20 protein-coding genes are annotated in these 25,017 nt (G+C 56.8%); 7 read left to right on the plus strand and 13 right to left on the minus strand.

Annotation, left to right across the window (positions count from 1 at the left end):
* Window positions 1-76: 76 nt before the first annotated feature.
* Both FAES_RS13895 and FAES_RS13900 read right to left on the minus strand, forming a co-directional pair.
* Window positions 77-850: an SDR family NAD(P)-dependent oxidoreductase gene (locus FAES_RS13895; RefSeq protein WP_015331857.1), complete on the minus strand. Its 774-nt coding sequence runs from the start codon at window positions 848-850 to the stop codon at window positions 77-79.
* A 59-nt stretch (window positions 851-909) separates the two neighbouring features.
* Window positions 910-2,610 carry an IlvD/Edd family dehydratase gene (locus FAES_RS13900; RefSeq protein WP_015331858.1) on the minus strand — a complete coding sequence of 567 codons (1,701 nt, stop codon included), beginning with the start codon at window positions 2,608-2,610 and terminating at the stop codon, window positions 910-912.
* A gap of 191 nt (window positions 2,611-2,801) precedes the next feature.
* Here FAES_RS13900 and murI point away from each other — a divergent pair, with 191 nt between their 5' ends.
* The gene (gene murI / locus FAES_RS13905; protein WP_148289363.1) at window positions 2,802-3,647 is read left to right on the plus strand and encodes a glutamate racemase; all 846 of its coding nucleotides are present in this window, start codon (window positions 2,802-2,804) and stop codon (window positions 3,645-3,647) included.
* 117 nt (window positions 3,648-3,764) lie between these two features.
* On the opposite strand, the gene FAES_RS13910 is transcribed toward murI, so the two are convergent.
* Entirely contained in the window at window positions 3,765-4,985 is a 1,221-nt protein-coding gene (locus FAES_RS13910; RefSeq protein WP_015331860.1) for a nucleoside permease, read from the minus strand.
* A gap of 186 nt (window positions 4,986-5,171) precedes the next feature.
* Here FAES_RS13910 and FAES_RS13915 point away from each other — a divergent pair, with 186 nt between their 5' ends.
* Window positions 5,172-5,612, plus strand: a complete 441-nt coding sequence (locus FAES_RS13915) for an NfeD family protein (RefSeq protein WP_015331861.1) — start codon at window positions 5,172-5,174, stop codon at window positions 5,610-5,612.
* Window positions 5,613-5,713: 101 nt separating this feature from the next.
* On the opposite strand, the gene FAES_RS13920 is transcribed toward FAES_RS13915, so the two are convergent.
* The 4 genes from FAES_RS13920 to pgeF form a co-directional block, all read right to left on the minus strand.
* Complete coding sequence (locus FAES_RS13920; RefSeq protein ID WP_015331862.1) at window positions 5,714-5,956, minus strand: GlsB/YeaQ/YmgE family stress response membrane protein; 243 nt, start codon at window positions 5,954-5,956, stop codon at window positions 5,714-5,716.
* 103 nt (window positions 5,957-6,059) lie between these two features.
* A complete protein-coding gene (locus FAES_RS13925; protein ID WP_065814302.1) occupies window positions 6,060-6,476 on the minus strand; it encodes a hypothetical protein in 417 nt (138 codons plus the stop codon).
* 65 nt (window positions 6,477-6,541) lie between these two features.
* Window positions 6,542-8,824, minus strand: a complete 2,283-nt coding sequence (locus tag FAES_RS13930; RefSeq protein ID WP_015331864.1) for a carbohydrate binding family 9 domain-containing protein — start codon at window positions 8,822-8,824, stop codon at window positions 6,542-6,544.
* 11 nt (window positions 8,825-8,835) lie between these two features.
* Window positions 8,836-9,606 (minus strand): peptidoglycan editing factor PgeF, encoded by a 771-nt coding sequence (pgeF, locus tag FAES_RS13935; RefSeq protein WP_015331865.1) that lies wholly within the window; start codon window positions 9,604-9,606, stop codon window positions 8,836-8,838.
* A 51-nt stretch (window positions 9,607-9,657) separates the two neighbouring features.
* On the opposite strand from pgeF, the gene FAES_RS13940 reads away from it, so the two are divergent.
* Window positions 9,658-10,545, plus strand: coding sequence for a LytR/AlgR family response regulator transcription factor (locus FAES_RS13940; protein ID WP_015331866.1), 888 nt, complete (start codon window positions 9,658-9,660; stop codon window positions 10,543-10,545).
* A gap of 70 nt (window positions 10,546-10,615) precedes the next feature.
* On the opposite strand, the gene FAES_RS13945 is transcribed toward FAES_RS13940, so the two are convergent.
* From FAES_RS13945 to FAES_RS13955, 3 genes are read right to left on the minus strand one after another with little or no spacing between them, the layout of a single operon-like run.
* Window positions 10,616-11,539: an aspartate carbamoyltransferase catalytic subunit gene (locus FAES_RS13945; protein ID WP_015331867.1), complete on the minus strand. Its 924-nt coding sequence runs from the start codon at window positions 11,537-11,539 to the stop codon at window positions 10,616-10,618.
* Between the two features lie 55 nt (window positions 11,540-11,594).
* Window positions 11,595-13,163, minus strand: coding sequence for an alpha-amylase family glycosyl hydrolase (locus FAES_RS13950; protein ID WP_015331868.1), 1,569 nt, complete (start codon window positions 13,161-13,163; stop codon window positions 11,595-11,597).
* 58 nt (window positions 13,164-13,221) lie between these two features.
* Complete coding sequence (locus FAES_RS13955) at window positions 13,222-13,719, minus strand: Lrp/AsnC ligand binding domain-containing protein (RefSeq protein WP_015331869.1); 498 nt, start codon at window positions 13,717-13,719, stop codon at window positions 13,222-13,224.
* 568 nt (window positions 13,720-14,287) lie between these two features.
* On the opposite strand from FAES_RS13955, the gene FAES_RS13960 reads away from it, so the two are divergent.
* Window positions 14,288-15,514, plus strand: coding sequence for a DUF819 family protein (locus tag FAES_RS13960; RefSeq protein WP_015331870.1), 1,227 nt, complete (start codon window positions 14,288-14,290; stop codon window positions 15,512-15,514).
* A 1,024-nt stretch (window positions 15,515-16,538) separates the two neighbouring features.
* Here FAES_RS13960 and FAES_RS13965 read toward each other — a convergent pair.
* Window positions 16,539-17,708 carry a glycoside hydrolase family 43 protein gene (locus tag FAES_RS13965; protein WP_041257874.1) on the minus strand — a complete coding sequence of 390 codons (1,170 nt, stop codon included), beginning with the start codon at window positions 17,706-17,708 and terminating at the stop codon, window positions 16,539-16,541.
* Between the two features lie 264 nt (window positions 17,709-17,972).
* Here FAES_RS13965 and FAES_RS13970 point away from each other — a divergent pair, with 264 nt between their 5' ends.
* Window positions 17,973-21,140: a DUF2723 domain-containing protein gene (locus FAES_RS13970; protein ID WP_015331872.1), complete on the plus strand. Its 3,168-nt coding sequence runs from the start codon at window positions 17,973-17,975 to the stop codon at window positions 21,138-21,140.
* A gap of 279 nt (window positions 21,141-21,419) precedes the next feature.
* Window positions 21,420-22,004 (plus strand): 1-acyl-sn-glycerol-3-phosphate acyltransferase, encoded by a 585-nt coding sequence (locus FAES_RS13975; protein ID WP_015331874.1) that lies wholly within the window; start codon window positions 21,420-21,422, stop codon window positions 22,002-22,004.
* A 10-nt stretch (window positions 22,005-22,014) separates the two neighbouring features.
* On the opposite strand, the gene lpxB is transcribed toward FAES_RS13975, so the two are convergent.
* Window positions 22,015-23,127: a lipid-A-disaccharide synthase gene (gene lpxB, locus FAES_RS13980; protein WP_015331875.1), complete on the minus strand. Its 1,113-nt coding sequence runs from the start codon at window positions 23,125-23,127 to the stop codon at window positions 22,015-22,017.
* A 105-nt stretch (window positions 23,128-23,232) separates the two neighbouring features.
* Window positions 23,233-23,649 (minus strand): 6-carboxytetrahydropterin synthase QueD, encoded by a 417-nt coding sequence (locus FAES_RS13985; RefSeq protein ID WP_015331876.1) that lies wholly within the window; start codon window positions 23,647-23,649, stop codon window positions 23,233-23,235.
* 317 nt (window positions 23,650-23,966) lie between these two features.
* On the opposite strand from FAES_RS13985, the gene rfaD reads away from it, so the two are divergent.
* Window positions 23,967-24,932: an ADP-glyceromanno-heptose 6-epimerase gene (gene rfaD, locus FAES_RS13990; protein WP_015331877.1), complete on the plus strand. Its 966-nt coding sequence runs from the start codon at window positions 23,967-23,969 to the stop codon at window positions 24,930-24,932.
* The last annotated feature ends 85 nt before the right edge of the window (window positions 24,933-25,017 follow it).

Raw genomic sequence — 25,017 nt, forward strand, 5'->3', positions numbered from 1 at the left:
CGTCGCCGTTTTTTATTGTTGGTTGGGTACGTTACGCCTGCTCCGAGTGCCTACATGTCCGGAGCGCGTTCAGTAGCTACACCGGCGGGATGCCCACGGCTGTCCAGCCCCCATCGATGGTGAGCGTTTGGCCGGTGATGTGGCTGGCGGCGGGTGAGAGCAGAAAGAGCGCTGCGGCGGTAATGTCCTCGACCGTCGCCGGGCGACCCATCGGCGTAATCCGCGACCAGATCGGAATGTACGTGGGGTCGTCGGTGGTGCGCTCGGTGAGGGTGGCGCCGGGTGCTACGGCGTTGATGGTGATGCCTTCTGGCGACAGGTCGATGACGGCCTGCCGGGCGAGCATCTGTAAGCCTGCCTTGGTCATGCTGTAAACGGGTAGCCCCGGATGCCCCAACTGCCCTACCACCGACGACAGCAGCAACAGCCGACCCGCGATACCCGCTTCGTTTTTGCCCTGCGCCCGCATTTGAGTGGCCGCTGTCTGCACCAAAAAGAAACTCCCCCGCAGGTTCAAATCGACGATTTTCTGGTAAGCGTCGGGCGTAGTCGTGAACAGATCGCCAAAGACCGTGATCCCCGCGTTGGCAATGGCGATGTCGAGCCGCCCGAACGTACCCACGGCTGTATCGACCAACTGCCGGATAAAGGCCACGTCGGATGCATCGCCGGGCAGCGCTTCACAAACGCCACCTTCCTGCCGGATCGTCGCTGCTGCCTGTTGGGCCAGTTCAGCATCAAAATCATTCAGCAGCACGTTGGCGCCCTGCCGGGCCAGTTCGCGGGCCATAGCAAAGCCGATACCCTGCGCGGCACCCGTGATAAGGGCGGTTTGGTGAAGAAAGGTCATTTGGATAAAAGTTGGGTCATGCCTGAGCGGGTGATTTAAATCGCCCGCTCAGGAGACAATCAATGTGAATCGCGCTTGACGACGCTGCCAGAGCCCCCGCGCAGGAAATCGAAATCGACGCCCTCGTGCGCCTGCGTCACGTGCCGGATGAACAGGTTAACGTACCCACGATCATAGCCCAGCTCGAGCGGGGTGAACTTGGCCAGTCGCAGGGCCAGCTCCTCGTCCGACACGTGCAGGTGCAGGCTCCGGTTGGGTACGTCGAGGGTGATGAGATCGCCGTTTTGGACGAAGGCCAGATTGCCACCCACCGCCGATTCGGGCGAGACGTGCAGCACCACCGTGCCGAAGCCCGTACCACTCATACGTCCGTCGGAGATGCGCACCATGTCGTGTACGCCCTGCGCCAGAATTTTGGCGGGAAGTGTCATGTTGCCGACTTCGGGCATGCCGGGGTAGCCACGTGGGCCCACGTTTTTCAGCACCAGCACACAATCCGGGTCCACGTCGAGGTTGGGGTCGTCGATGCGGGCCTTGTAATCGTCGATGTTCTCGAAGACCACCGCCCGGCCCGTGTGCTGCATCAGCGCGGGTGTGGCGGCCGAAGGCTTCAGCACCGCGCCATTGGGGCAAAGGTTTCCCCGCAGCACGGCAATGCCCGAATCCGGTTTCACCGGATTCTCGAGCGTGCCGATCACGGCCGGATCATAGCATCGGGCGTCGGCGCAGTTTTCGCCCAGCGTTTTTCCGTTTACGGTCAGCGCGTCGCGGTGCAGCAGGGGCAGCAGTTCGCGAATGACGGCAGGCAGGCCACCGGCGTAGAACAGGTCTTCGACGAAATGTTCACCCGACGGTTGCAGGTTGGTCAGCATCGGAATTTTGGCCGACAGCGTGTCGAAATCATCGAGCGACAGGTCCACGCCGATGCGCCCGGCAATGGCAGTCAGGTGCAGAATGAAATTGGTCGATCCGCCCAGCGCGGCGTTGACCATGATCGCATTCTCGAAGGCCTGCCGGGTCAGAATTTTGGACGGTGTAACGCCTTCCCGCACTAGCTCCACCGCCCGTACGCCCGTCATATGGGCCAGCACCTTGCGGCGCGAGTCGGCGGCGGGGATGGTGGCGTTGTCGGGCAGCGCCAGACCGAGGCTTTCGACCATCGCGGCCATCGTGGAGGCGGTACCCATCACGGCGCAGTGCCCCTGCGAGCGGGCCATGGCCGCTTCGGCCGCAATAAACTCGGCCTGCGACATGTTGCCCATCTTGTACTCTTCGGCAAAGCGCCACAGGTCCGACGTACCTATCTTTTTGCCCTGAAACCGCCCGGCCAGCATTGGACCGCCCGACACCACCAGCGTGGGAATATCGACCGAGCAGGCGCCCATCACCAGCGAGGGGGTGGTTTTATCGCAGCCGCAGAGCAGGATCACGCCGTCGATCGAGTTGCCCCGGATGCTCTCTTCCACATCCATGCTGGCGAGGTTACGGAACAGCATGGCGGTGGGCTTGATCTGGCACTCGCCCAGCGACATGACCGGAAATTCGAGCGGGAAGCCCCCAGCCTCCCAGACGCCCCGCTTCACGGCCTCGGCCAACTCGCGGAAGTGCGCGTTGCAGGGGGTCAGTTCCGACCAGGTATTGCAGATGCCAATGACGGGCTTGCCTTCAAATTCGTGGTGGGGGAAGCCTTGGTTTTTCATCCAGGCCCGGTAAATGAAGCCGTCTTTACCCGTACGGCCAAACCATTCTTGTGAACGCATGTGTTTAGTCTGGAAAGTCGTTTAGACTATAGTGTAAAGTCTAGAAAGTCGTTTTCTTTTGTAAAAATCCACTTTTATTAGCGCTGCTTCGTGTACAGACGCACGCCTGGATTACATAGGAAGCGGACTATCCAGCCTTTGTACTGCTATACAGACGACTTTCCAGATTAGCTACGTTGACTTTCCAGACTTTGAGTAATCAACCCATCGGCATCTTTGATTCGGGCTATGGCGGGCTGACCGTGATGCGTGAAATCGTGAATGCCCTTCCTCAGTACGACTACGTCTATCTGGGCGACAACGCCCGCACGCCCTACGGCACCCGTTCGTTCGAGACGGTGTATGCCTACACGCTGGAATGTGTGCGCCATCTGTTCGAACGCGGTTGTCGTCTGGTGATTCTGGCCTGCAACACGGCTTCGGCCAAGGCGCTACGCAACATTCAGCAACTCGACCTGCCCCGGCTTTTCCCCGGCAAGCGACCGGGTGATCTACCTACGCGGCGAGTGCTGGGCGTAATCAGGCCTACGGCAGAGGTAATCGGGGGCTATTCGGTGGCAGGCCACGTGGGTGTATTGGCTACCAGCGGCACCGTCACATCGGAGTCGTATCTGGTGGAAATCGAGCATTTCTTCCCGCGCCTGAACGTAGCGCAGGAGGCCTGCCCCATGTGGGTGCCGCTCATCGAAAATGGCGAACATACGCACCCCGGTGCTGATTATTTTGTCTACCAGCACCTCGACCGGCTGCTCACCCGCGACCCGTATATCGATACCATCCTGCTGGCCTGCACGCACTACCCGCTGCTGATCGACAAGATTAAGGCCGTGTTGCCGACCCGTATCCGACTGGTGAGTCAGGGGCCAATCGTGGCGGCTAGCCTGGCTGATTACCTGCTGCGTCATCCCGATTTAGCGGCGCAGTGTAGCCAAACCGGCACCCGCCAGTTTCTAACCACCGATTCCCCCACCGACTTCAGCCGACAGGCCAGCACGTTCTGGGGCGAACCCGTGGAGGCGGAGAAGGTTGCTTTTTGAATGGATAATGTATAATGTATAATGGATAATGTACAATGGCTGGCGCTGGCGTAAACGCACTGACCAGTACCGGTCTACCGGCAGGGCCGTTGTACATTATACATTGTGCATTATTCATTATAAAGCCCCCGGCACGAGTTCTTCCTGCTTGGGAGCGGCCGATTTGCGGTCGGTGAAGAAGAGGACAAACAGCACCAGCACCACGGCGGCAATACCGGCAGGCACCATCCAAAATTTAAGGTAGTCGATACCATTGGCCGTTTTAGCCCAGTCTTTCACCACCCCCGACAGGTACGAGCCAATGCTCATGCCGATGCCGTAGGTAGCCAGCGAAATCAAGCCCTGCGCCGACGAGCGGATGCTGTCGTTGGCTTTGTTATCGGTGTAAATCTGGCCCGTTACGAAGAAAAAGTCGTAGCAGACGCCGTGCAGGATGATAGCCAGGTAAAACATCCAGATCCCCGCGTTGGCATCGCCGTAACCGAAGAACAGGAAGCGGGCAATCCAGGCAACCAGCCCCACGATCAGCATGTTTTTCACGCCGAGCCGCGTAAAGGCAAACGGAATCAGCAGCATGAAAATCACCTCCGACGCCTGCCCCAGCGACATCACGTTCTCGACGTTTTGCATGCCCGAATCCGTCAGCGCGGGGTTGGCCATGGCGTAGTAAAACGACAGCGGAATGCAGATCAGCACCGACGAAATAAAGAAGATGGCAAACGAGCGATCTTTGAAAAGCTGGAAGGCGTCGAGGCCCAGAATCTGTCCCAGCGACGTACCTGCGGAGGCCTTGGGGGGCGTGTTGGGCAGGAAGAATGAGAAAACGCCCAGCGCCAGTGCGGCATACATCGACAGGTTAAAAATCGTGACTTTGTCGCCGATGCCGTAGTAGCCGACGATGTTGGTCACGACGATCCAGGCGATGGTGCCCAACACCCGAATGCCGGGGAATTCTTTCTCGGGACTGCGCATCTGTTGCATGGCAATCGAGGACGTGAGCGCCAGCGTAGGGGCGAAGGTGAGGCAGTAAACGAGCAGCACCCAGAAGAACTGGTCAGGGTCGTTGACGCCGGTGAGCCAGTACAGCACCGCCGCGCCCAACAGGTTCAGAATGCCCAGCACCCGCTGCGCCGCAAAGTAGCGGTCGGCGATCATGCCCACGAAAAAGGGCGCGGCCAGCATGGCCAGTGAGAACGTGGCGAAGGCAGCCCCCTGCTGCACCCCCGTGGCCCCCATACTCTTTTCCATGTATTTGGTAACTTGGCCGTACCAGGCCCCCCACATAAAAAATTGGAGAAACATCATGGCCGACAATTGCAGGCGGGTCGAGAGCGACATGGACTGAGCGGTTTTGGTTTACGATACAAGTCGAGGTAAGCCCGAATTTACGCACAAAAACCAAAACAGAAGCCAGTCACGGCCTAAGGCCGCTTGGCCCGCCTGACGGCCGCTGATCGGGAAAGTGTAGGTTTCCTGACAGGAAAGGCTGTATTTTCAACTGCATCAAATTACCCGGAACAATCCATGAGCACGTTTCTGACCCTGCATCCGGCGCTGGCCTGGGCCACACTGGCGGCCATTCTGCTGATAGCCGAAGTTGCCAACAACAGCTTTGTTTTCGCTTTTTTCAGCGTGGGTGCGGCCCTGGTTGCCTTGCTGACGGGCCTGTCGGTGCTTGGCGGGATCGATAGCCAACTGCTGGTGTTCGCGCTGGTGTCGGTTGGAGCGATGCTGGTCTTCCGACAACGACTCCAGGGCCTGTTTGCCGGATCGAAGCAAAACGAATACGTCGAATTCATTGGGGATCGGGTCACCGTTACGCAGACCATTCCGCCGCAGGGGCTGGGGCGGGTGCAATACCGCGGCACCGAGTGGTCGGCCCGCACCGAAACGGGTAAAACGCATCGACCCGGCGAAGGAACTACCATCCGCCGGGTCGAGGGCATTGTATTAGTGGTCGAATGAGTTTTGGGTTTTCAAGTGCTGAGCCTTATGATAGGTGTGTCCGATCAAGACGCGTCAGCCAACTTGAGACTCGATACTTGAAAACTCAAAAACCGAGCTTGTTACGCTCGGCGGGTACTGCCCTTGATGAGCGCAGCAATGCCAAGAATAACAACCGCCCCCACAAATGAGGTCAGTATGGCGTCGAGGATGCCAGTTGAACGGCCAAACACCCAGCCGCCAACGATCCCACCGGCGATGCCGAGCAGAATTTCAACGAGGAGTGAGAAGGAGAAACGCTTAAATACCAGATCGGCCAGCCAGCCGGCGACGGCACCAACAAGGATTGAGGTCAGGATACCCATGATAGCTCTACAGTTTAAGTTTGATTTGTTGTTCTGTTAAAAACACCTTAAGAACAGCCAGCCTACAGGTTTGTTTTGACGAATTAAGGAATGGCCTTATCCGTCAATGCACCAACAGGTCGATTTGGCTGCATAAACGCTGCACGATCAATTGTACCGTTCGGCGGGTCAGCTCAGCTTCGTCGATGCGAAAGGCCGTCCATTCACCCGTCGTAAACTGGCCGATGACAACGCCCACCAACAGGTTCTTGAATTTCTGATCGGTACGAACGCTGTGATCGATATACGCCTCCTGTTCGGGGCGGGGCAGCCGGGCAAACCGACCTTCCAGACCAAGTTGTTTGCGTTTGGTCAGGTAATCGCGAAACAACCCTAGTACCAGTTCATTCTGTAGTTTCAGAATCGGGCGCAGGGTGCCGTTCTGGAACGCTTCGGCCGGGTTACTGGTCGTCGGTTCGGTGGCCACTTCGGGCCGGAGAGCCAGCAAGCCTTCATCGCGGTTTTGAGACGTGTCATGCATCATTAGGCAAGGAGACGTGGGAAAACAACGCCTACCTACCTAATGATGAAGGAGCACGAACTGTTTTAAAACTGCTTCAGGTAGCTAAGTTTACCGATCAAATGCTGCTCCTGCTGCCGGAATTCCTGTTGCCGTACCGTGCTGGTGTAGGCGCGCTGATTGAATACCAGGTACAGAAACGACAGCGGCTGGTATTCCCACGACAGGCGGATGTTGTAGGCGTCGCGGTTGAGGTCGGTGTTATACTGGTAAAAACCAATCAGTTGCAGGCGTGGGTTGAGCGCAAAGCGCCCTTCGATACTATACAGTTTGACCGACGGACTTTCGCGGTTTTCGCCAACCTCGCTAAACTGATTGCCGATGTAGCGGCCCGTGAGCGAAATGTGGGGGAGGGGAGCGTAGCGCACCGTCAGGTCGGTGGTGGCGAGGTTGCCGTTGTAATAGCCACCCAGCTCGTAATTCAGCGTGTAGGACAACCGGCGCGACGGATCGCTGGCCATCCAGGCGGCATAGCGGGTGTAGCTGTACTCGCCCGGCGCAATCCGCACGCCCAGCGGATCGAAGCCCTCCGCCAGAAACTGATACGTCGGGTTCAGAAACAGGCCGAAAAAGCCGCCACTTTGCAGGTTAAGCCAGAACGGATTGATATTCAGCTGCCGTTCGACCAGCCGCCCGGTGGTGATGGAATGGTAAAACTCGGGCATAAAACCCGGCTCAAACGCCCGGATCACCCTGCGGAAAGGTAGCCATTTGCCCCGGCTCAGCCAGAAGACACCGGGCGTTGTGGCGACCACGTCGTTGCGCGAGACAAACCCAACGCCGGGGTTGAAACTGGCCGTAACGATCGATTCGGTCCACCAGAATTTCCATTGGTTCGTTTGCAACAGGTATTGAACGTACCCGGCAACCCCCTGATCGCCCGCCGCCGACGTACCTGCCGTAGGGACGTTGCCAACCGACGTACCTGAGCGCATCAGCATGGTACTGATCGACTGACTTTCCGACAGCCGGAAGAACCCGTCGATGGCCCCCACCCAATTGGTGCGCCCCGGCTGCCCGACCCGTCCCAGTGAATCGACCAGCTGGCTTTCGTCGCGCAGGGTCAGGAGGGCACCAATGCGGCTCTGTGGGCCAATATTCTGCGAAAATCGACCGACGGCGAAGGTGGTTGTCGGGCTGTTGCCTACGCCCCGTTGCCGCATCAGCAACGCGCCGTAGTTGGTTGTTAGCGATCGGTGGACGAGCCGCGCCCCCGCATCAATCGGGATTGGATTGCCGGCATTGTCGAGGCCGATGCGGCGGCTGAAAAACGGCTGAATCCGCATCGAGCCGCCCGATAGGTCTTCGTATGGCGACAGATTTGGCCCGAAAAGGCTGGCATTTTCGAGGAAAAACTGCCGCCGTTCGGGAAAAAAGACCGAGAATCGCGTCACGTTGTTGACCTGCCGGTCGGCGTCGGCCTGCGCAAAATCGGTATTGGCTGTCAGGTCCAGGACGGTGTTCGGGTTGATGGCCCATTTGAGTTCGCCGCCCAGCTTCACCGCCTCGTCGCGCCGGTTGCCCACGACGGTGCCGTTGTACCGATCGCTCGACACCAGCACGTAGGGCTGCACCCGGATGTTGGCGCGGGGTGGGGGTGGTTGCAGGCCCGCCACGCGTCCGGCGTAGTCCATCCGAAGCGCGCTGAACGAACGCGGGTACCGCGACCAGCCCGATACCTCGTTGGTCATGCGGCGGTTGCGGAAAAAATTGATGCCCCAGCTTTGCGTTGAATCCTGGCTGCCCCGGTAGCGCAACGTCTGCCAGGGAATGGCGATTTCGGCCACCCAACCCGAGTCGGTGCGGGTCGTTCTAACGCGCCAGAGCCCATCCCAATCGGTATCATACAGCAGGTCGTCGAACGAGAGTAGGTCGCGTTGCGTACCGTAGGGATTCGTCATGAACATCATGGCGTTGCGCCGGTCGTTGAACCCATCGATCGAAATGCCGATGTAATCGTGCGAACGAAAGCTGAAGTCGCGGCGTAGGTCGGTGGCCCGGATACTCCGCCGCCCCAGCGAATCGCGACAGAAGGCGCCGATGTAGAGGTATTGCTGATTGAACAGCAGGCGAATGTCGGTGTCGTGGTTGGCCCGGTCGCGCTGCACGGGCTCGATCATCGTAAACCGATTGGCCGGCACGGCCTGTTGCCAGGCGGCTTCGTCGAGTCGCCCGTCAACCCGTAGCTGCGTTTGTATGGGGGTCGCCACGACCACCCGCTTCACCGAATCGGGCTGAAAAATAGGCTGATCCTGCGCGGCGGCGGCAAACGGCGTAAAAAGAAAGAGAACAAGTAGCGGTTTTATCATAGGCTTACGAATCAGCGCACGCCGATAATGGCCAGCATCCGGCCGGTGAGGCCACGCTCGAGGCGGTGCGAAAAATAGTCGGTGTTATGGAGAATGGTTGAATAGGGCGAAACCTCAATCTGCGCGTCGGTCAGGCCAAAGGCGCGGAGTTGATCGGCGTTGGCCTGTTTGAGATCAACCAGGGCTTTGCCGGTGGCGGGGTCGAGTTGCTTCCGATGCTCGGCAAAGTGCGCGGCTACCTCTGGCCCTACCTCGAAATTGGCCCTATCGATGCACGTACCTACGTAAGCCAGGCAGTCGGTAGGCTCTGTGCCGTATTCGCGCTGCATGGTTTGCAGGGCGTTGGTCACGATACCGCCCACGGTGCCGCGCCAGCCCGCGTGGATGGCCGCCACAGCCCGGTTACGCCGGTCATACACCAGAATGGGCGTGCAGTCGGCGACGGTGACGCCCACCATCAGGCCAGGTACGTTGGTGACCAGGGCGTCGTAGCCGGTGGTGCGGATGGCCTCCGTTGCCACAAACACGTCGGTGCCGTGCACCTGATACGACGAGGCCAGCGAGGCTTCAGAATGCCCCCATTGCGCCAGCCAGCGACGCCGGTTCTCGGCTACATGTTCCGGTACATCGTCGGTATTGATACCCAAATTGTTCGTCGAATAAGGCGGCAGGCTGGCGCCCTGATGCCGGGTGCTTTCGGCTGCAATCAGCTGCGTTTGATCGAGGAAGAGGGTAGGAGTACGGAAGGAAGGTGCCAACATACCGACAAAAATAGTCGTCATTGTCGACCGAATGGCTGACAGCTACCACCAACCGCTGCTATTTTTACGGCTATGCGTCAATCGGTACGGGCTTTTTTGAATCGGCCCCTTTCGGAGGATTTCTCGTTCCGCCATCAGGCCCGGTTATCGGCGCAGGCGGCTGGCTACGTATTCATTTTCCTCTTCCTGTTTATGGGCGGCTACAGAGGGCAATATCCCCGTTGGCTGCTACTGGGTACGTTGGCCGTGAGTTGCGGGCTCACCTCGCTGTTGGCCAATGTTGCCGTACCCGCTCTTTTCCCCGCCTATTACGACGAAGAACGCTGGACCGTGAAGCGCCACATCGGGCACGTATTGCTGGTGTTGCTGTTCGTGGCATTGGGTAATCAGGCCATTTTAGGGCTATTCGGGTTGGACGCGCCTCCTTTCCTGATGATGTACCTGATCGTAACCGCCATTGGGTTCTTTCCGGTCAGTCTGGGGATTATGCTAGCCGAACGGCGCCGCCTGAAGCGAAATCTGGAACAGGCGCAGCAGCTTAACCGGCAATTGGATCAGCTCCACAACGTACCCACGACGGCCGCACCAACCACCGAACCAACTCTGCCCCGGTCGATTTCGCTGACGAGCGAATCCGGCAAAGACCGCCTGAACCTGTTGCCCAACCAACTGATCTACGTCGAGTCGGTGGGTAACTATGTGGAGGTGCACTGGTTGAATTTTATGTTTCCGCAGAAAACGGTCTTGCGCAGCACGTTGAAAGACGTCGAGGCCGCCCTGGCCAATCAGCCGCAGTTTTTCCGCTGTCACCGGGCGTTTATCGTTAACCTGCGGGCGGTGCGGCACACCACCGGCAACGCCCGTGGCTACCAACTGACGATGAGCGGCTCAAACCGGGAAATCCCGGTGTCACGTAGTTATGTCCCGGCTTTCGATGCCCGTGTAGCTGGCGAAGTCTGACGAGGGCTAGCGCAAAGCTTATGCGGCACCAGCCATCCTTACACAATAAATGCCAAATCGGGAACCCAATTCACCGTTCCTGGGCGAGCAAATACAGCACCGCCATCCGCACGGCCACGCCATTCTGCACTTGATCGAGGATAATGCTGTGGGGTGAGTCGGCGGCGTCGGAGGTGAGTTCAACGCCCCGGTTGATCGGGCCGGGGTGCATCAGCACGATGGGCCGGTCGAGCTCGTCGAGCATCTGCCGACTGATGCCGTAATAGAGCGAGTATTCCCGCAGCGAGGGGAAGTATTTGATCTGCTGCCGTTCCAGCTGAATCCGCAGCACGTTGGCCACGTCGCACCAGGCCAGCGCTTCGCGCACGTCGTGCCCGATACGTACCCCCAGCGAATTCATGTATTTGGGAATGAGCGTCGTAGGGCCGCAAACCATTACCTCGGCACCCTGCTTCTGCAAGCAGAAAATGTTGGATAGGGCCACCCGCGAGTGGGTAATGTCGCCGATGATGGCCACGCGTTTACCCGCCAGATCGCCCAGCTTTTCGCGCATCGAAAACGAGTCGAGCAGGGCCTGCGTGGGGTGTTCGTGGGTGCCGTCGCCCGCGTTAACGACGTTGGCCGGAATCCGGCTCGACAGGTAATGCGGGGCGCCGGGGCTGCTGTGGCGCATCACAATCATGTCGACCTTCATGGCCAGAATGTTGTTGACCGTATCGAGCAGGGTTTCGCCTTTCTTGACCGAGCTACCCGAGGCCGAAAAATTGATGACGTCGGCCGACAATCGCTTTTCGGCTAGCTCAAAGGAGAGCCGGGTACGTGTCGAATTCTCGAAAAAAACGTTGGCGATGGTCACGTCGCGGAGCGAAGGGACCTTCTTGATGGGTCGGTTGATGACGTCCTTAAACTGAGTAGCCGTCTCCAGAATCAGTTGGATGTCGGTCTCCGTCAGGTCTTTAGTACCGAGTAGGTGGCGCGTACTGAGTTGCGGCATGGCGAACGATTTGCCAAAGATAACAGTAGCGACGCAATCCCTTGCGTCTTCATGATTACGATAAAACCGTCATCGAGTGGGCAGGCAGCGTCAGCGTGCCATCGGTCAGGGACGTTCCGGCTGGTTTCGTAGCAAAAACGAGCTGGTCAGGTACGTTGCTTTCGGGGGGCAGCATCACCTCGACCGACGTACCCGACACGTTATGTACGGTCCAGACTTCGCCGGCGTCGTTGGTGCGCCCGAACGCCACGATACCTTTCTGGCGAATGCCCGTAAACGAGAGGCGGCTGCGGTTGTCGTTCAGCACGGCGTGGCTGTTGCGAAAGGCGATCAGCCGTTTGTAATGGTTGAACAGCGAGTCGGGGTCGGTTTGCTGCTGCGCCAGTGGCCGAACGGTACGGCTGGTGGAGTAACGGGCACCCCGCCCAAACGGAGCAAGCGCCAGCCAGCGGGCGCGGTCAGGGTCGTGTTTGCCGATGTTCCAAAGGAACGGCTCTCGGATGAACTCGTCGGGTTTCATGCCGAGCATACCCAGTTCTTCACCGTAGTAGAGGTAGGGATTACCGGGAAGGGTCAGCAGCAGGTTGGCCGCCACGTTCAATTTGTTCAGATCGCCGCCCAGCATGCTGCCGATACGGTTCTGATCGTGGTTCGAGAGAATTAGCCCGTCGATAAACTCCGGATTCACCGAGCCATAAGCCGACTGTACGTCGTGCAGAAAGGCAATGACGTCGCCCCGGTCGTCGCCCCGCCGGATCACGTCGATCAGTTCGAGCGCCAGATCGAAGTTGAAATTGGCCTGCAAACCCCGAAAGTAGGGGGCCACGCGGGCGGGGCGGGTCCAGACCTCGCCCACCAGGTGCGCGCCGGGCTTGGCCTGCTGTACCACCTGCCCGAACTCTTCCCAGAACTGGTGATTTTTGGGCTCTTCGGCTTCGCGGTACAGGTGGCGGGCGGCGTCGAGCCGGAAGCCATCCACCCCGACTTCGGACAGCCAATAGCGGGCGATTTTGTATATCTCCTCGCGCATGGGCTGATGATCGAAGTTCAGGTCGGGCATACCGCTCCAGAACATGCCGTAATACTGCTCGGTGTCGGCGGTCGGGCGTTCCCGGTTGCGGCGGGCTGCCTTGTCGGCAGTCGGCGGATAATGCCAGGGGTTACGTTCGTCGGAATCGGCGGTGATGTCGCGCGTGGCGAGGTTCTGCCGCTTGATTTCGGCGGGCGTAAGCCATTTGTAGAATTGCCGATAGGGGTTGTCCGGTCCTTTGCAGGCTTCCTGAAACCAGTGGTGTTGCAGGCTCGTGTGGTGAATGACCAGGTCCATCAGCACGGCAATTCCCCGCTGGTGCGCTTCGTCGATGAGCCGCCGAAAATCGGCGAGCGTGCCGTATTCCGGGTCGATGCCGTAGTAGTCGGTAACATCGTATTTGTGATACGTGCCCGAGGTATTGATAGGCATCAGCCAGATGGCTTTGATACCCAGGTCCTGCAAATAATCGAGTTTGCTGGTAACGCCGTTGAGGTCACCGATGCCGTCGCGGTTGCTGTCGCAGAAGGCGCGGACGAAGATTTCGTAATGCACGCCGGTGCCGCCGACGGGGATATGCGTAAGAGGATTCATTGACAGAATAAGTGCACAACGGGCAAAGAGGGTTCCGCTCCAAACGCCCGAATTGCCTTTATTCGTCGCTCATTTCCTGCCCTTCGGTGAACGGCACGGGTCGATTCACGCTTTCTTCGAGGGAAATAAAGGTTTCGGTGCGCTGAATGCCCTGCACTTTCTGAATCTTGTCGTGCAGCACTTCGCGCAGGTGCAATGTGTCGCGGCACACGATCTTGGCAAAAATACTGTAGATGCCGGTGGTGTAATGGATATTGACCACCTCCGGGATCTTCATCAGTTCGAGGGCCACCTCGGCGTAGAGGGAGCTTTTGTCGAGGTAAATGCCCAGAAAGGCGCTGATATCCCAGCCCAGCTTGGTATGGTCGATGATGAGTTGCGAGCCTTTGACGATGCCCATTTCCTCCATTTTCTTCATCCGGACGTGCACCGTACCGCCCGACACGAAAATGCGTTTACCGATTTCTGTATAGGCCATGGTGGCGTCCTGCATCAATAAACTGAGGATTTTTAGGTCGACATTGTCAATTTCAAAATTTTTGGCCGCTTTTTCCATAGCTGTTTTGCATTTATGATAACGAAGTTAAGTGTTTTTTGAGTTAATCGTAAATTTTAGGTTATTTTTATAGAATACTTGCAAAAGATGGTTCTGGGTGCTTAACTTTGTCATGTCAAGTTGATCGGGCAGGTGAGACAGCCCAAGTAAACCAACTGATACGTTCTCTTTTCATTGTAGGGTGTCGAAATTGGCAGACGTGCCCTCCTGTCTCGGGGGTGGTGATAAAGGATAAACGCAGCATAATGCCGCTCTTCGGAGCGACTGGGGTTGACCACCAGAGTTGTACTGTGGCTAACTGCACCGTGGGTGGTTCGAGTCCCCCTCCTACAGCATTTTGGTTTTTAGTTTGTTGATGAAGTGTAATTACGACACGCCGGCTCAAGTTGAGGCCGGCGTTGTTTATTTCGGGGCAATCTGAAAAGCCTGCCCTAAGTCTGGAAAGTCATTTTAGGTCGATAGCTCAAAGTCTGGAAAGTCTGTTTAGTATTGCCAACAGAGACAAACACCGGTTTGGCTTACCAGACGTTGGACGCCTTTTCCAGACACACTTTCCAGCTTTGTTCCGATGCCTACCGTTCTTCTTGGCGTTCTCTTTCTGATCATCGCGGCGGTACTGACGTCGGCCAGTAGTTCCCATCCGTTCTGGCGGCGCTTCTACGAGATAGTCCCCACCACGCTCCTCTGCTATTTCCTGCCTTCACTGCTGACCACGGCCAAACTGGTCGATCAGGCCGCTGTTGATACGCTTTACGGCGTCGTGTCGCGGCTGTTGCTACCCTGTAGCTTGGTGCTCTTCACGCTGGGGGTCGACGTGCGGGCCTTTCGGCGACTAGGGGGCAAGGCCGTGCTGATGTTTGCGGCGTCGGCAGTCAGCATCATGCTGGGTGGGCCGCTGGCGGTGTGGCTGCTGGCGCACGTGGCCCCGTCGCTGGTGGATGGGGCCGGACCCGATGCCGTCTGGCGCGGGCTAGCGACGCTGGCGGGTACCTGGATTGGGGGCGGCGCTAACCAGACGGCGCTCAAAGAAGTGTTTCAACCCAGCGATGCGCTGTTTTCGGCCATTGTCACGGTCGACGTCTTTGTAGCCAACATCTGGCTGGGTACGTTGCTCTATGGCGCCACTCGCTCAGCCCGGATCGACCGCTGGCTCCGGGCCGATGCCTCGGCGGTCGACGATGTCCGGCAGCGCGTCGAGCAACAGGCCAAAGCCCTCCGGCGTATTCCGACGGCCACCGATTTGGTGCAACTGCTGGCGGTTGGTTTTGGGTGTACGGCCGCTGCAACTGCCATTGCCGACCCGCTGGCCGCTTACATCACGACGCACTCGCCCTTGCTGACGCGCTTTAGTCTGGGTACGTCGTTTTTCTGGTTGGTGGGGCTGGCGACGGCGCTGGGCGTGGGGGCGTCCTTCACGCGGCTGCGCCAACTGGAAGGGGCGGGGGCATCGTCGGTGGCAACCGTGCTACTGTACCTGATGATCGCGACGATCGGCTTGAAAATGAACATCCTCGCGATTGCCGATCAGCCGGGGCTACTGCTGGTGGGCGTGATCTGGATGGCCTTCCATGTGCTGCTGATGATTGGCTTCAGCCGACTCATTCGGGCGCCTTACTTCTTGCTGGCGGTGGGGAGTCAGGCCTGTATCGGTGGTCCGGCTACAGCCCCAATCGTGGCGGCGGCTTTTCACCCAGCGCTGGCTCCCGTGGGGGTGCTGATGGCGATTCTGGGGTACGCCGTGGGTACGTACATGGGCTACGTCTGCGGCGTACTCATGCAACTGGCTAGTCCATAGGTACAGTAACGAATAAAATGAGCAGGTTCAGGTACGTTGGCGATTACCTAATGCTTAGCTGAACGAGAGGTATGCTCAAGTTGGCGACAAACTAGCTAAGAAGATAAGTCTAGAATTATAACGTTCGTTTCAAAAAAGCTTAAGCGATAAGAAACTGTATCTTTAAGTTTTTCAAATCTTTCTAATGAATTTATTCTAAGAGTATTTACAAAAGAAACGTCGATACTGTCTATTTTATGCTTTATTTATTTTAGTAAAATTAGTGCTTGTAAAGAATGTATACAATGAAGAATGAGATAACGAATGAAGCTATTCCTAGCACAAAAAAAATAGTACTTTTTCGGATTTTACTGTTTCTGGATGATAAATCAAGGTTTTCGTTGACGGAATCAAAATTTAACAGCGGAAAAATTAGTAGCCTATACAGGATAAAGTAAATACCAAAGGTATAAACGGCTACTTCAACTATAGATGGCTTGAATGGACCATAAATGGATACTCTTATACCTATTGCCAATGTAACAATTGATGTGTAGTAAAAGTAAAGAGACACTAAAAACCTAATTTTTATTATTGGACTTGTAAAGGTAACTGGTTCATGACGTACTGATAAAAAGTAAATTCCTTCATATACGTCCCTAAAATACGTTTTTAACTTATCCATTCTCAATACGTCTGAAAGTTATTAAAAGTAGGGGCATTGACAAATGTAATACGATTTACAATGCCACTATTCTTGACCGTCTCTATGGATTAGTTGATGTATAGAACCTGATCATCACTGATACTCTTCCAGCAGTTGATGCTAGCTATCCAACAGGCGTAAATACTGAAACGCCTGCAAGTAATAAATCAAATCCATAACAGATAGCGCTCTGAGAAATATCGCTATCTGTTATGGCCATCCTTTTGTGAAACGATAAATAGATTCCTCTCACGGGCTTGCTTTTAGGGGAAGCTTACGAGCCCAATGAGCAGGAGCCGGTTCCGCATGGTGATGGCGGCTACTTGCCATGAGCCATACTTAACGCGCCTTTCCGGTAACCGCTGCGCCCGAGGGCAGCTTTTGGGGCGAGGTGGTTGGGCCCGCAATCGTAATTTGCCCGTCTTTTACCGTCATGCGGTCGATGAAAACGACCCGCTCGTCACCCGTTTTGGCGGTCCGGCCGTGGTAAACGCAAAACATCTCTTTGCCGTCTGGCGAATAGGTAATGCTGTTGTGGCCCGTGCCGGTTACCGAGCCGCCTTTGTCACTGTTTTTTTCCAGGATGGGGTTGTTGGCCGCTTTGGTATAAGGACCCAGGGGCGAGGTGGCGGTGGCGTACCCGATGGCATAGTATTGGCCGCCAAAATGATTGGCGGAGTACATCATGTAGTAGCGGTTGCCCTTTTTGAAGGTTACGGAGCCCTCCGTCCAGCGCCGGTTTACTTCGCGGGCCGTCACCGACCGGCTTTCCCAACTCGCCTGCTTATCCTTGAGCGTAACGGGTGGGCGCAGCAACAGCACCGGCTGGCCAATGACGCCCGAAAAATCGGGTTTGAGCTCAACGCCGTACACCCAGCTTTCCTCGATTTCGTCGAACCAGCCTTTCTGGCGGGCCAACCGGGCGACTTCGCTGTCGACGGGATGTTTATAACAACAGCGCGAATAATACAGGTACGCTTTGCCGTTGCTGTCCATGAACACATTGGCATCGATGATGGGATAGCCGGGATCAAACAGCGGTTTGTTGGTCAGGTCGACAAACGGGCCGGTCGGCTTGTCGGCGACGGCCACGCCAATGCGGAAATTTTCCACTTCATGGGTGGGGTTCTCCCGCCATTGGGCACTGTAGAAGAGGTAAAACTTCCCCTTCACTTCATACACCTCCGGGGCCCAGTACGCGCCGTCCCATTTGGCCTTGGGGTCGCTCCAGCCATTTTTGTTATCGTGGAAATACACCTGACCTTCCGACTTCCAGTGCACCATATCGGTCGACGAATACGCGGCAAACCCCCGCTGGGCGCCCCCGCCCGTGCCATACATGTAATAGGTGCCCCGGGTGTGCAGAACGTACGGATCACCGAATTGCACCGGCAAAGGATTGGTGTAGGTTGTTAGTTTAGCCGACGTTGTGCCCGGCGCCGTTTGGGCCATCGAGGTCGACAAACACAGGGTAGTCAGCAGAAAAGTCAGGAGTTTGGGAGCGTTCATGTGGTCGAGTAAGGTGACGGCGGCAAAGGTAGAACTATTGTCGCTGAGGAGGCTGGTTGTGAACGCTGGACGAGAAAATGAATGCACAAAGGGCGTAGATATGGGCGCGGTTGGTTACACAGGCGGGCCGGTTGCGGCGCTTTCAGTATGGCGTTCACCGAAGCCTTCGCCGAAGCTTTCACCGAAGCTTTCACATTAATTAACAGCTTGCCCGCCGCTGTTTTCGCTATTTTTGGCCCCGACTGATATTAACTCCTACACAATATGCTTTCCTACAAACGCCTGAACAACCTCACAGGCTGGGTACTCTTCGGCATCGCGCTTATTACGTATGCGCTGACTGTCGAACGAACCGCGAGCTTCTGGGATTGTGGCGAATTTATTGCCTGTGCCTATAAACTTCAGGTGCCGCACCCCCCTGGGGCCCCGTTCTTCCTGCTGCTGGGACGGTTGTTCTCGTTCATGTCGGGTGGCGACGTGACCAAGGTGGCGTACTGGGTAAACATGGTGTCGGTGCTGTCGAGCGCCGGTACGATTCTGTTCCTGTACTGGACCATAACGCTGCTGATTCAGAAGGCCATGGTGCCGTCAGGTACGTTGGCGGTGGCGGAGCACATCAACGCCGCAGAGCCCAACTATACGCTGGCCGACAAGCTGCTGATCGTTGGGTCGGGGGCCGTTGGGGCGCTGGTGTACACCTTCTCCGACACATTCTGGTTCTCGGCCGTCGAAGCCGAGGTATACGGGCTGTCGTCGTTCTTCACGGCCATCGTCGTGTGGGCCGCACTGCGGTGGGAGCGGATCGAAAACGAAGCGATGGCCAACCGCTGGCTGTTGCTCATCGCCTACCTCACCGGCCTGTCGATCGGCGTTCACTTACTGAACCTCGTGACCCTGCCGGCACTGGCACTGCTGTTTTACTACAAGCACTATAACCGTCTGTCGCCGCGCGACTTGCTGGCGACGCTGCTGCTGGGCGTGATGCTCATGCTGGGGCTGCTGCTGCTCGAAGACGTGCTCTGGCGGACGATTTATATGGCTGTGCTGGTGGGTGCCTATATTATGACGCTGCGGCTGGCCCCGGCTACGCGCTACACCAAACCCACGCTCTGGGGCGTCGTCATGTCGTTCAGCATCGGGATGGCGTTTTTGGGCGTCATCAACGCGGGCGTTATTCCGGGCTTGCCGAGCTCGGGTTTTGCCATCGAGCGCTTTGCCGTCAACACGCTGGGCCTGCCCTTCAACACGGGCGTTATTGCCTTCGTGATCCTGTTCTTCGGCGCGCTGATTTACCTCATCCTATGGTCGGCCCGGAAACGCAACGTAGCGCTGCACACGGGGCTGCTGGCCTTCGCCTTCGTACTGATTGGCTACGCGTCGTTTATTCAGGTGCTGGTGCGGTCGAATTATAACCCACCCATCAATGAGAACGACCCCAGCGATGCGCTTAACTTCATTTCCTACCTGAAACGGGAGCAGTATGGCAGCCGGTCGCTGACCTACGGCCCCATCTTTACGGCTGAACCCACGGGGCAGGAAACTGACAAGAGCAAGCTGGAGCCGGTGTACATGAAGACCAAAACGGGCTACGAAATTTTCGACTACAAACCTGTTTATACCTACGACAAAGGCGATCAGATGCTGTTTCCGCGCGTATGGAGCACGCAGGGACGTCACCCGCAACTCTACCGGCAGCAACTGGGCCTGGCCGAAGGGCAGAAACCCTCGATGGGCGATAACCTGAAATTCTTCTTCAGTTATCAGCTTGGCCACATGTGGGCGCGGTACCTGATGTGGAACTTCGCTGGGCGCGAAAGCGACGTGGAAGGTGCCCACTACTTGACGCCCTTCTCGAGCAGCCGCAACCTGCCCGAACAGCTTCAGAACAACAAAGGCCGCGACAATTTCTACATGCTGCCGCTGCTGCTGGCCCTGCTTGGTATCGTATTCCAGGCGTTCCGGCGCAGTGGTGATTTCCTGGTGGTGTTGCTACTCTTTTTCTTCACGGGGATCGCGCTGCAAATCTTCCTGAACTCGCCGCCCGAAGAACCCCGCGAACGGGACTACATCTACGTGGGTTCGTTCTACTTCTTTGCCATCTGGGTTGGCTTCGGCGTCATGTCGATTGCCGATGGGCTGAAGAATTTTGTGAAAAACGCCGTGGCCCGCAATGGGCTGGTGGCTGGCCTGGCCCTGCTGGTACCGCTGATGATGGGCTTCAAGAGCTGGGATAACCACGATCGCTCGGACCGCTATCACTCGGTCGATTTCGCCAAAAACCTGCTCAATTCCTGCGCGCCCAATGCCATCCTGTTTACCGGCGGCGACAATGATACGTTCCCGCTTTGGTATGTGCAGGAGGTAGAAGGCTTCCGGCGCGACGTGCGGGTGTGTAACCTCAGCCTGCTCGGCACGGAGTGGTACATTCAGCAGATGAAGCGCAAGACCTACGAGTCGGACGCCCTGCCCATTTCGCTGGACATGGAGCAGTTCAACAAAGGCAAGAACGACATCGTGCTCTACTACGCCAACCCGTCGGTGAAGAGCGGAATCGACCTGAAGCAGTACATCAACCTCATCAAGCAGAACAGCCCCGCCATTCAGGTGCCGCTGACCACGGGCGAGATGGCCAATACGCTGCCCTCGTCGACGCTCTTCCTGTCGGTGGATAAGGCGGCAGTCGAGAAGGCCAACTTTGTGCCTGCCGACCTGCGCCCCTATGTGAAAGACACCCTGCAATGGGCGATCGGCGAGCGCAACCTGTACAAGCCTGACCTGATCATGCTCGACATCATTGCCACCAACAACTGGCAGCGGCCCATTTACTTCTCGGCAACGCTGGGCGGCGAAAGCTACCTCAACCTGCGCGATCACATGCAACTGGAAGGGTATGCCTACCGCCTGATGCCGGTGTCGATTCCGGGCGCGCAGGATGGCTACGTGAACACCGATGTCATGTACAACAACATGATGACCAAGATGGCGTGGCGCGAGATGAACAACCCGAAGGTGTATTACGACGAAACCTACAAAGGGTCGCCGGTCATTTCGGCCCGGATTGCGTTCTTCCGCCTCGCCGATCAATTGCAGCGCGAGGGACGTACCCAACAGGCCAAGCAGGCCCTCGAACGGAGCCTGACGGTCATTCCCGACAAGGCCATTCCGTATGATCAGGTGTCGGCTACGTATGTGCGGCTGCTGCTCGAAATAGGCGATACCAAACGCGCCGCCGAGATCGCCGATACCATGAGCCGCCGCGCTGATGAGAACCTGACGTATTACGAGCAGACGGGGCATACCGTGGCCGACACGAACGCCGATCTGTATGGGTTGCAAGTGCTGGCCGAGGCTTACAAGGAAGCCAAACAGCCTCAACTGGCCCAGAAGTACGAGGCCCTGCTCCAGAAACACCTGGGTATTGTCGGGCAGTAACGAGCGTTCAATGGTAAATGCCCAAGCGGTCCGCCGCCGCGGGTTCAAAGTTGCTTGTCTGAACTCTAGTCAGGCTCGACAAGCAACTTTGAACCCGCGGCATTTAACGTTGAACCCCTATTCCCCTTATCTTTGCGCCAACTTTCACTGATATCATGACACACGATACCATTTCGACCATCGGGACCCTGATTTTTTACGCCGTATTGCTGATCGCCTCGTTCATTACCGGCCGTTGGCTCGTTAGCAAAGAGCGTAACTACTAATACTCGATCATCGATGCTCGGTGCGTTTTTAACCCGGCTGTATCATGCGCTGGGCTGGGCGCTTGTGGGGCCACGACCCAACGTACCCAAGGCGTTGTGGGTCGTGGCCCCACACTCTACCAACTGGGACTTTCCGCTGGGCTTATGGATTCGGCACGAGCTGGACATTTACATCGGCTACCTGGCCAAAAGTTCGCTCTTCACCTGGTATGCCGGGTGGCTGTTCAAAGCGTTGGGCGGCACGCCCGTTTACCGCGACAAGACCAATAACCTGGTCGATGCGGTCGCGGATACCTTCAACCGACATTCGGTACTGCACGTCTGCATCACGCCTGAAGGCACCCGCAGCGACGTTAGCAAGCTAAAAACCGGCTTTTATTACATGGCCCTCAAGGCCAACGTTCCCCTCATTCTGGTTGGCTTCGACTGGACACGCAAGCAGATCGTGCTGAGCGAACCGATGTACATGACCGGCGATTTTCAGCGCGATATGCTGCCTTTCTACCAGTTTTTTGCCCAATTGGCCCCGCCCCACAAAACATGGCTCACCAACTGGATGAAAACGGGCATTATTCCTGAGCCGACAGGAGGGAAATAGTCTGTAACGGTCAACGTCTGAGATCGGCGACGATCGCGGCCCCGGTGCGTTCGGAAGCCCCCGGGTCGCCCATGATCTGCTGCAATGCTGCATAACCTGCCAGCATGGCGGCGCGGCCTGTTCCATTGGGCAAAATGGCCCGCAATTCCTGCGTGGCGCGGGCGGGCGTGAGTTCCTCCTGAATCAACTCGGTAACCAGCGGTCGATCGACGATGAGATTGACCAGCGAGATATACGGCACCGCAATCAGCCGTTTGGCAATTGAATAGCTCAGCCACGACGTTTTGTAACAGACCACCTGCGGTACGTTGAGCAGCGCCGTTTCGAGCGTAGCCGTCCCCGACGTCACCAGCGCCGCCACCGATTGTTTGAGCAGGTCGTAGGCCGAATCGGCCACGCGCTTCACCTGCGGGTAGTTGGCCAGCATCTCGTCGTAAAGTGCGGCGGGCAGGTTGCTCACCGTGCCTACCACAAAGTCGTAATCGGGAAACTGCGCCGCCGTGGCAAGCATGATCGGTAGCATCGCCGTAATTTCCTGCCGACGACTGCCGGGCAGTAGCGCCACGATGGGGCGAGTCGACGTACCCAGCCGGGTCAGAAACTCCGGGTCGGGCTGATGCTGAGCGAGTGCATCGAGCAGTGGATTGCCGACAAACTCAACCGGGTAATCGTATTTGTTGAAAAACGTTTTCTCAAACGGCAGAATCACAAACAACCGGTCGACGTTGGCTTTGATCGCCAGGGCGCGCCGCTGATTCCAGGCCCACACTTTGGGCGAGATGTAATAATAAACCCGAATGCCGTGCTTCTTGGCCCATTTGGCCATGCGGAGGTTAAAGCCAGCGTAATCGATCAGAATCAGCGCGTCGGGCCGGTGAGCCAGTACGTCGGCCTGGCAGTCGCGCAGCAGGCGGCGAATGGTGCCCAGGTTTTTGGCCACCTCCCAAAACCCCATAAAGGCCAGATCGCGGTAATGCCGAACGAGCGTAGCCCCGGCGGTTTCCATCTGCTCGCCGCCCCAGGCACGTACCTGCGCCGCCTCGTCGTGCTGCCGAATGGCCCGAATGAGGTTCGCCCCGTGTAAATCGCCCGACCGCTCGCCGGCAATGAGGTAGTAGGTCATGGTAATGTATAATGTACGATGTATACTGTACAATGGCTCCGCAAAGGAAGGTACGTTAGGCTACTCAGCCCTTGTACAGTATACATCGTACATTATACATTCAATTTACTCCCCATAATAATCTACGAAGTTCTTGGGGGTTTCGATCAGGCGGATCTGGTAGAGGCGAGCTTCGGTGAGGGGTTGCAGGGCGGTTTCCAGAATTTTCCAGATTTCCATCACCAGCACTTCGCAGCTCGCCATTTTACCCTGCATGAACGGCACGTCGAGGTTGATATTCTTGTGATCCAACTGCTCGATGATCTCCCGCTTGATCACGTCGCCCAGCACTTTCAGGTCGATGACAAACCCCGTATCGGGGTCTAGCTCGCCTTTGACCGTCACGATCAGTTCGAAATTGTGGCCGTGCCAGTTGTGGTTGGCGCAGGGGCCAAATACTTCTTTATTCCGCTCGTCGGACCAATTGGGGTTGTACAACCGGTGGGCGGCGTTGAAATGTTCTTTACGACTAATATAAACCATTGGGTCTGGTTAGTTAACGGCGGTTACCAGACAACGCCGAGACATTGAGGCCGCAAAGGTAGAAAAAACAGGGCTCAGTTTACCCTATAGCGTTTGCGGGGGCGGCGCGGCGGATAATGGACGTGAATCATAGGAGCAACCAAAGCCCGGAGATAGTAAACAGGCCGCTGTGGTCCAGTATTGGAATAGTTCAATTTAATCTATAAATACGGTATGGTTTGGTACAAACAAAGCCTGTACCTTTACATCCGCTTTTCTGTATTCGATAGCCCTTTCATCCTCGCTGTTACCGGTAAGACGTCTAACGAAAACTGTTTATGATCATTGTTACGGGGGCTGCCGGTTTCATCGGCAGCTGTTTGATTAGTAAGCTCAACCAGGAAAATTTCAATTACATCATTGCCGTTGACGACTTTTCAAATCCTGACAAAGAGCCGAACCTCGCTAACAAACAGATTCAGGAGTACGTTGACCGTGAACAGTTTTTCGACTGGCTCGACCGCAACTATCAGGAGGTCGAGTTCCTGTTCCACATTGGCGCCCGTACCGACACCACCGAGTTTGATTACACGGTGTTCGACCACCTGAACGTCGCGTACTCGAAGCAGATTTGGGAGAAATGCGTTGAATACCAGATTCCGCTGGTCTACGCATCGTCGGCGGCTACCTACGGCCTGGGCGAGTTGGGTTACGACGACAACGAGTCGCTGGTGCCGCAACTGAAGCCCCTGAATCCCTACGGCGAATCGAAAAACGAGTTCGATATCTGGGCGTTACAGCAGGAACGCAAACCGTTTTTCTGGGCGGGCCTGAAATTTTTCAACGTATACGGCCCCAACGAATACCACAAGGGGCGCATGGCGTCGGTTATTTTCCACGCCCACAAGCAGATTGGCCAAACCGGGGGCATGAAGCTGTTCCGCTCGCACAACCCCGACTATACCGACGGGGGGCAGATGCGCGACTTCGTATATGTGAAAGATGTGCTGGACGTTTGCCTGTTTCTGATGCACCACCGGCGCAATTCGGGCATTTACAACCTTGGCAGCGGCACGGCCCGCACCTTCCTCGATCTGGCCAATAATACGTTTGCGGCGATGGATCTCGAGCCCCAGGTTACGTTCATCGATACGCCTGCCGATATCCGCGACAAATACCAATATTACACGCAGGCCAACATGGCCAAACTGCGGTCGATCGGTTACGAAAAGCCGTTCCACTCCCTCGAAGCCGGTATCGCCGACTACGTCCGCAATTACTTGCAGGCGGGGAAGTATCTGTGAGTTTCAGGCTTGAGTTTGATATTTAACGTCTACCGTTGGCTGACGCGTTAGCGAGATCCGTGCGTCAGCCAACGGTAGACGTCAA

Source organism: Fibrella aestuarina BUZ 2 (assembly GCF_000331105.1).
Taxonomy (GTDB): domain Bacteria; phylum Bacteroidota; class Bacteroidia; order Cytophagales; family Spirosomataceae; genus Fibrella; species Fibrella aestuarina.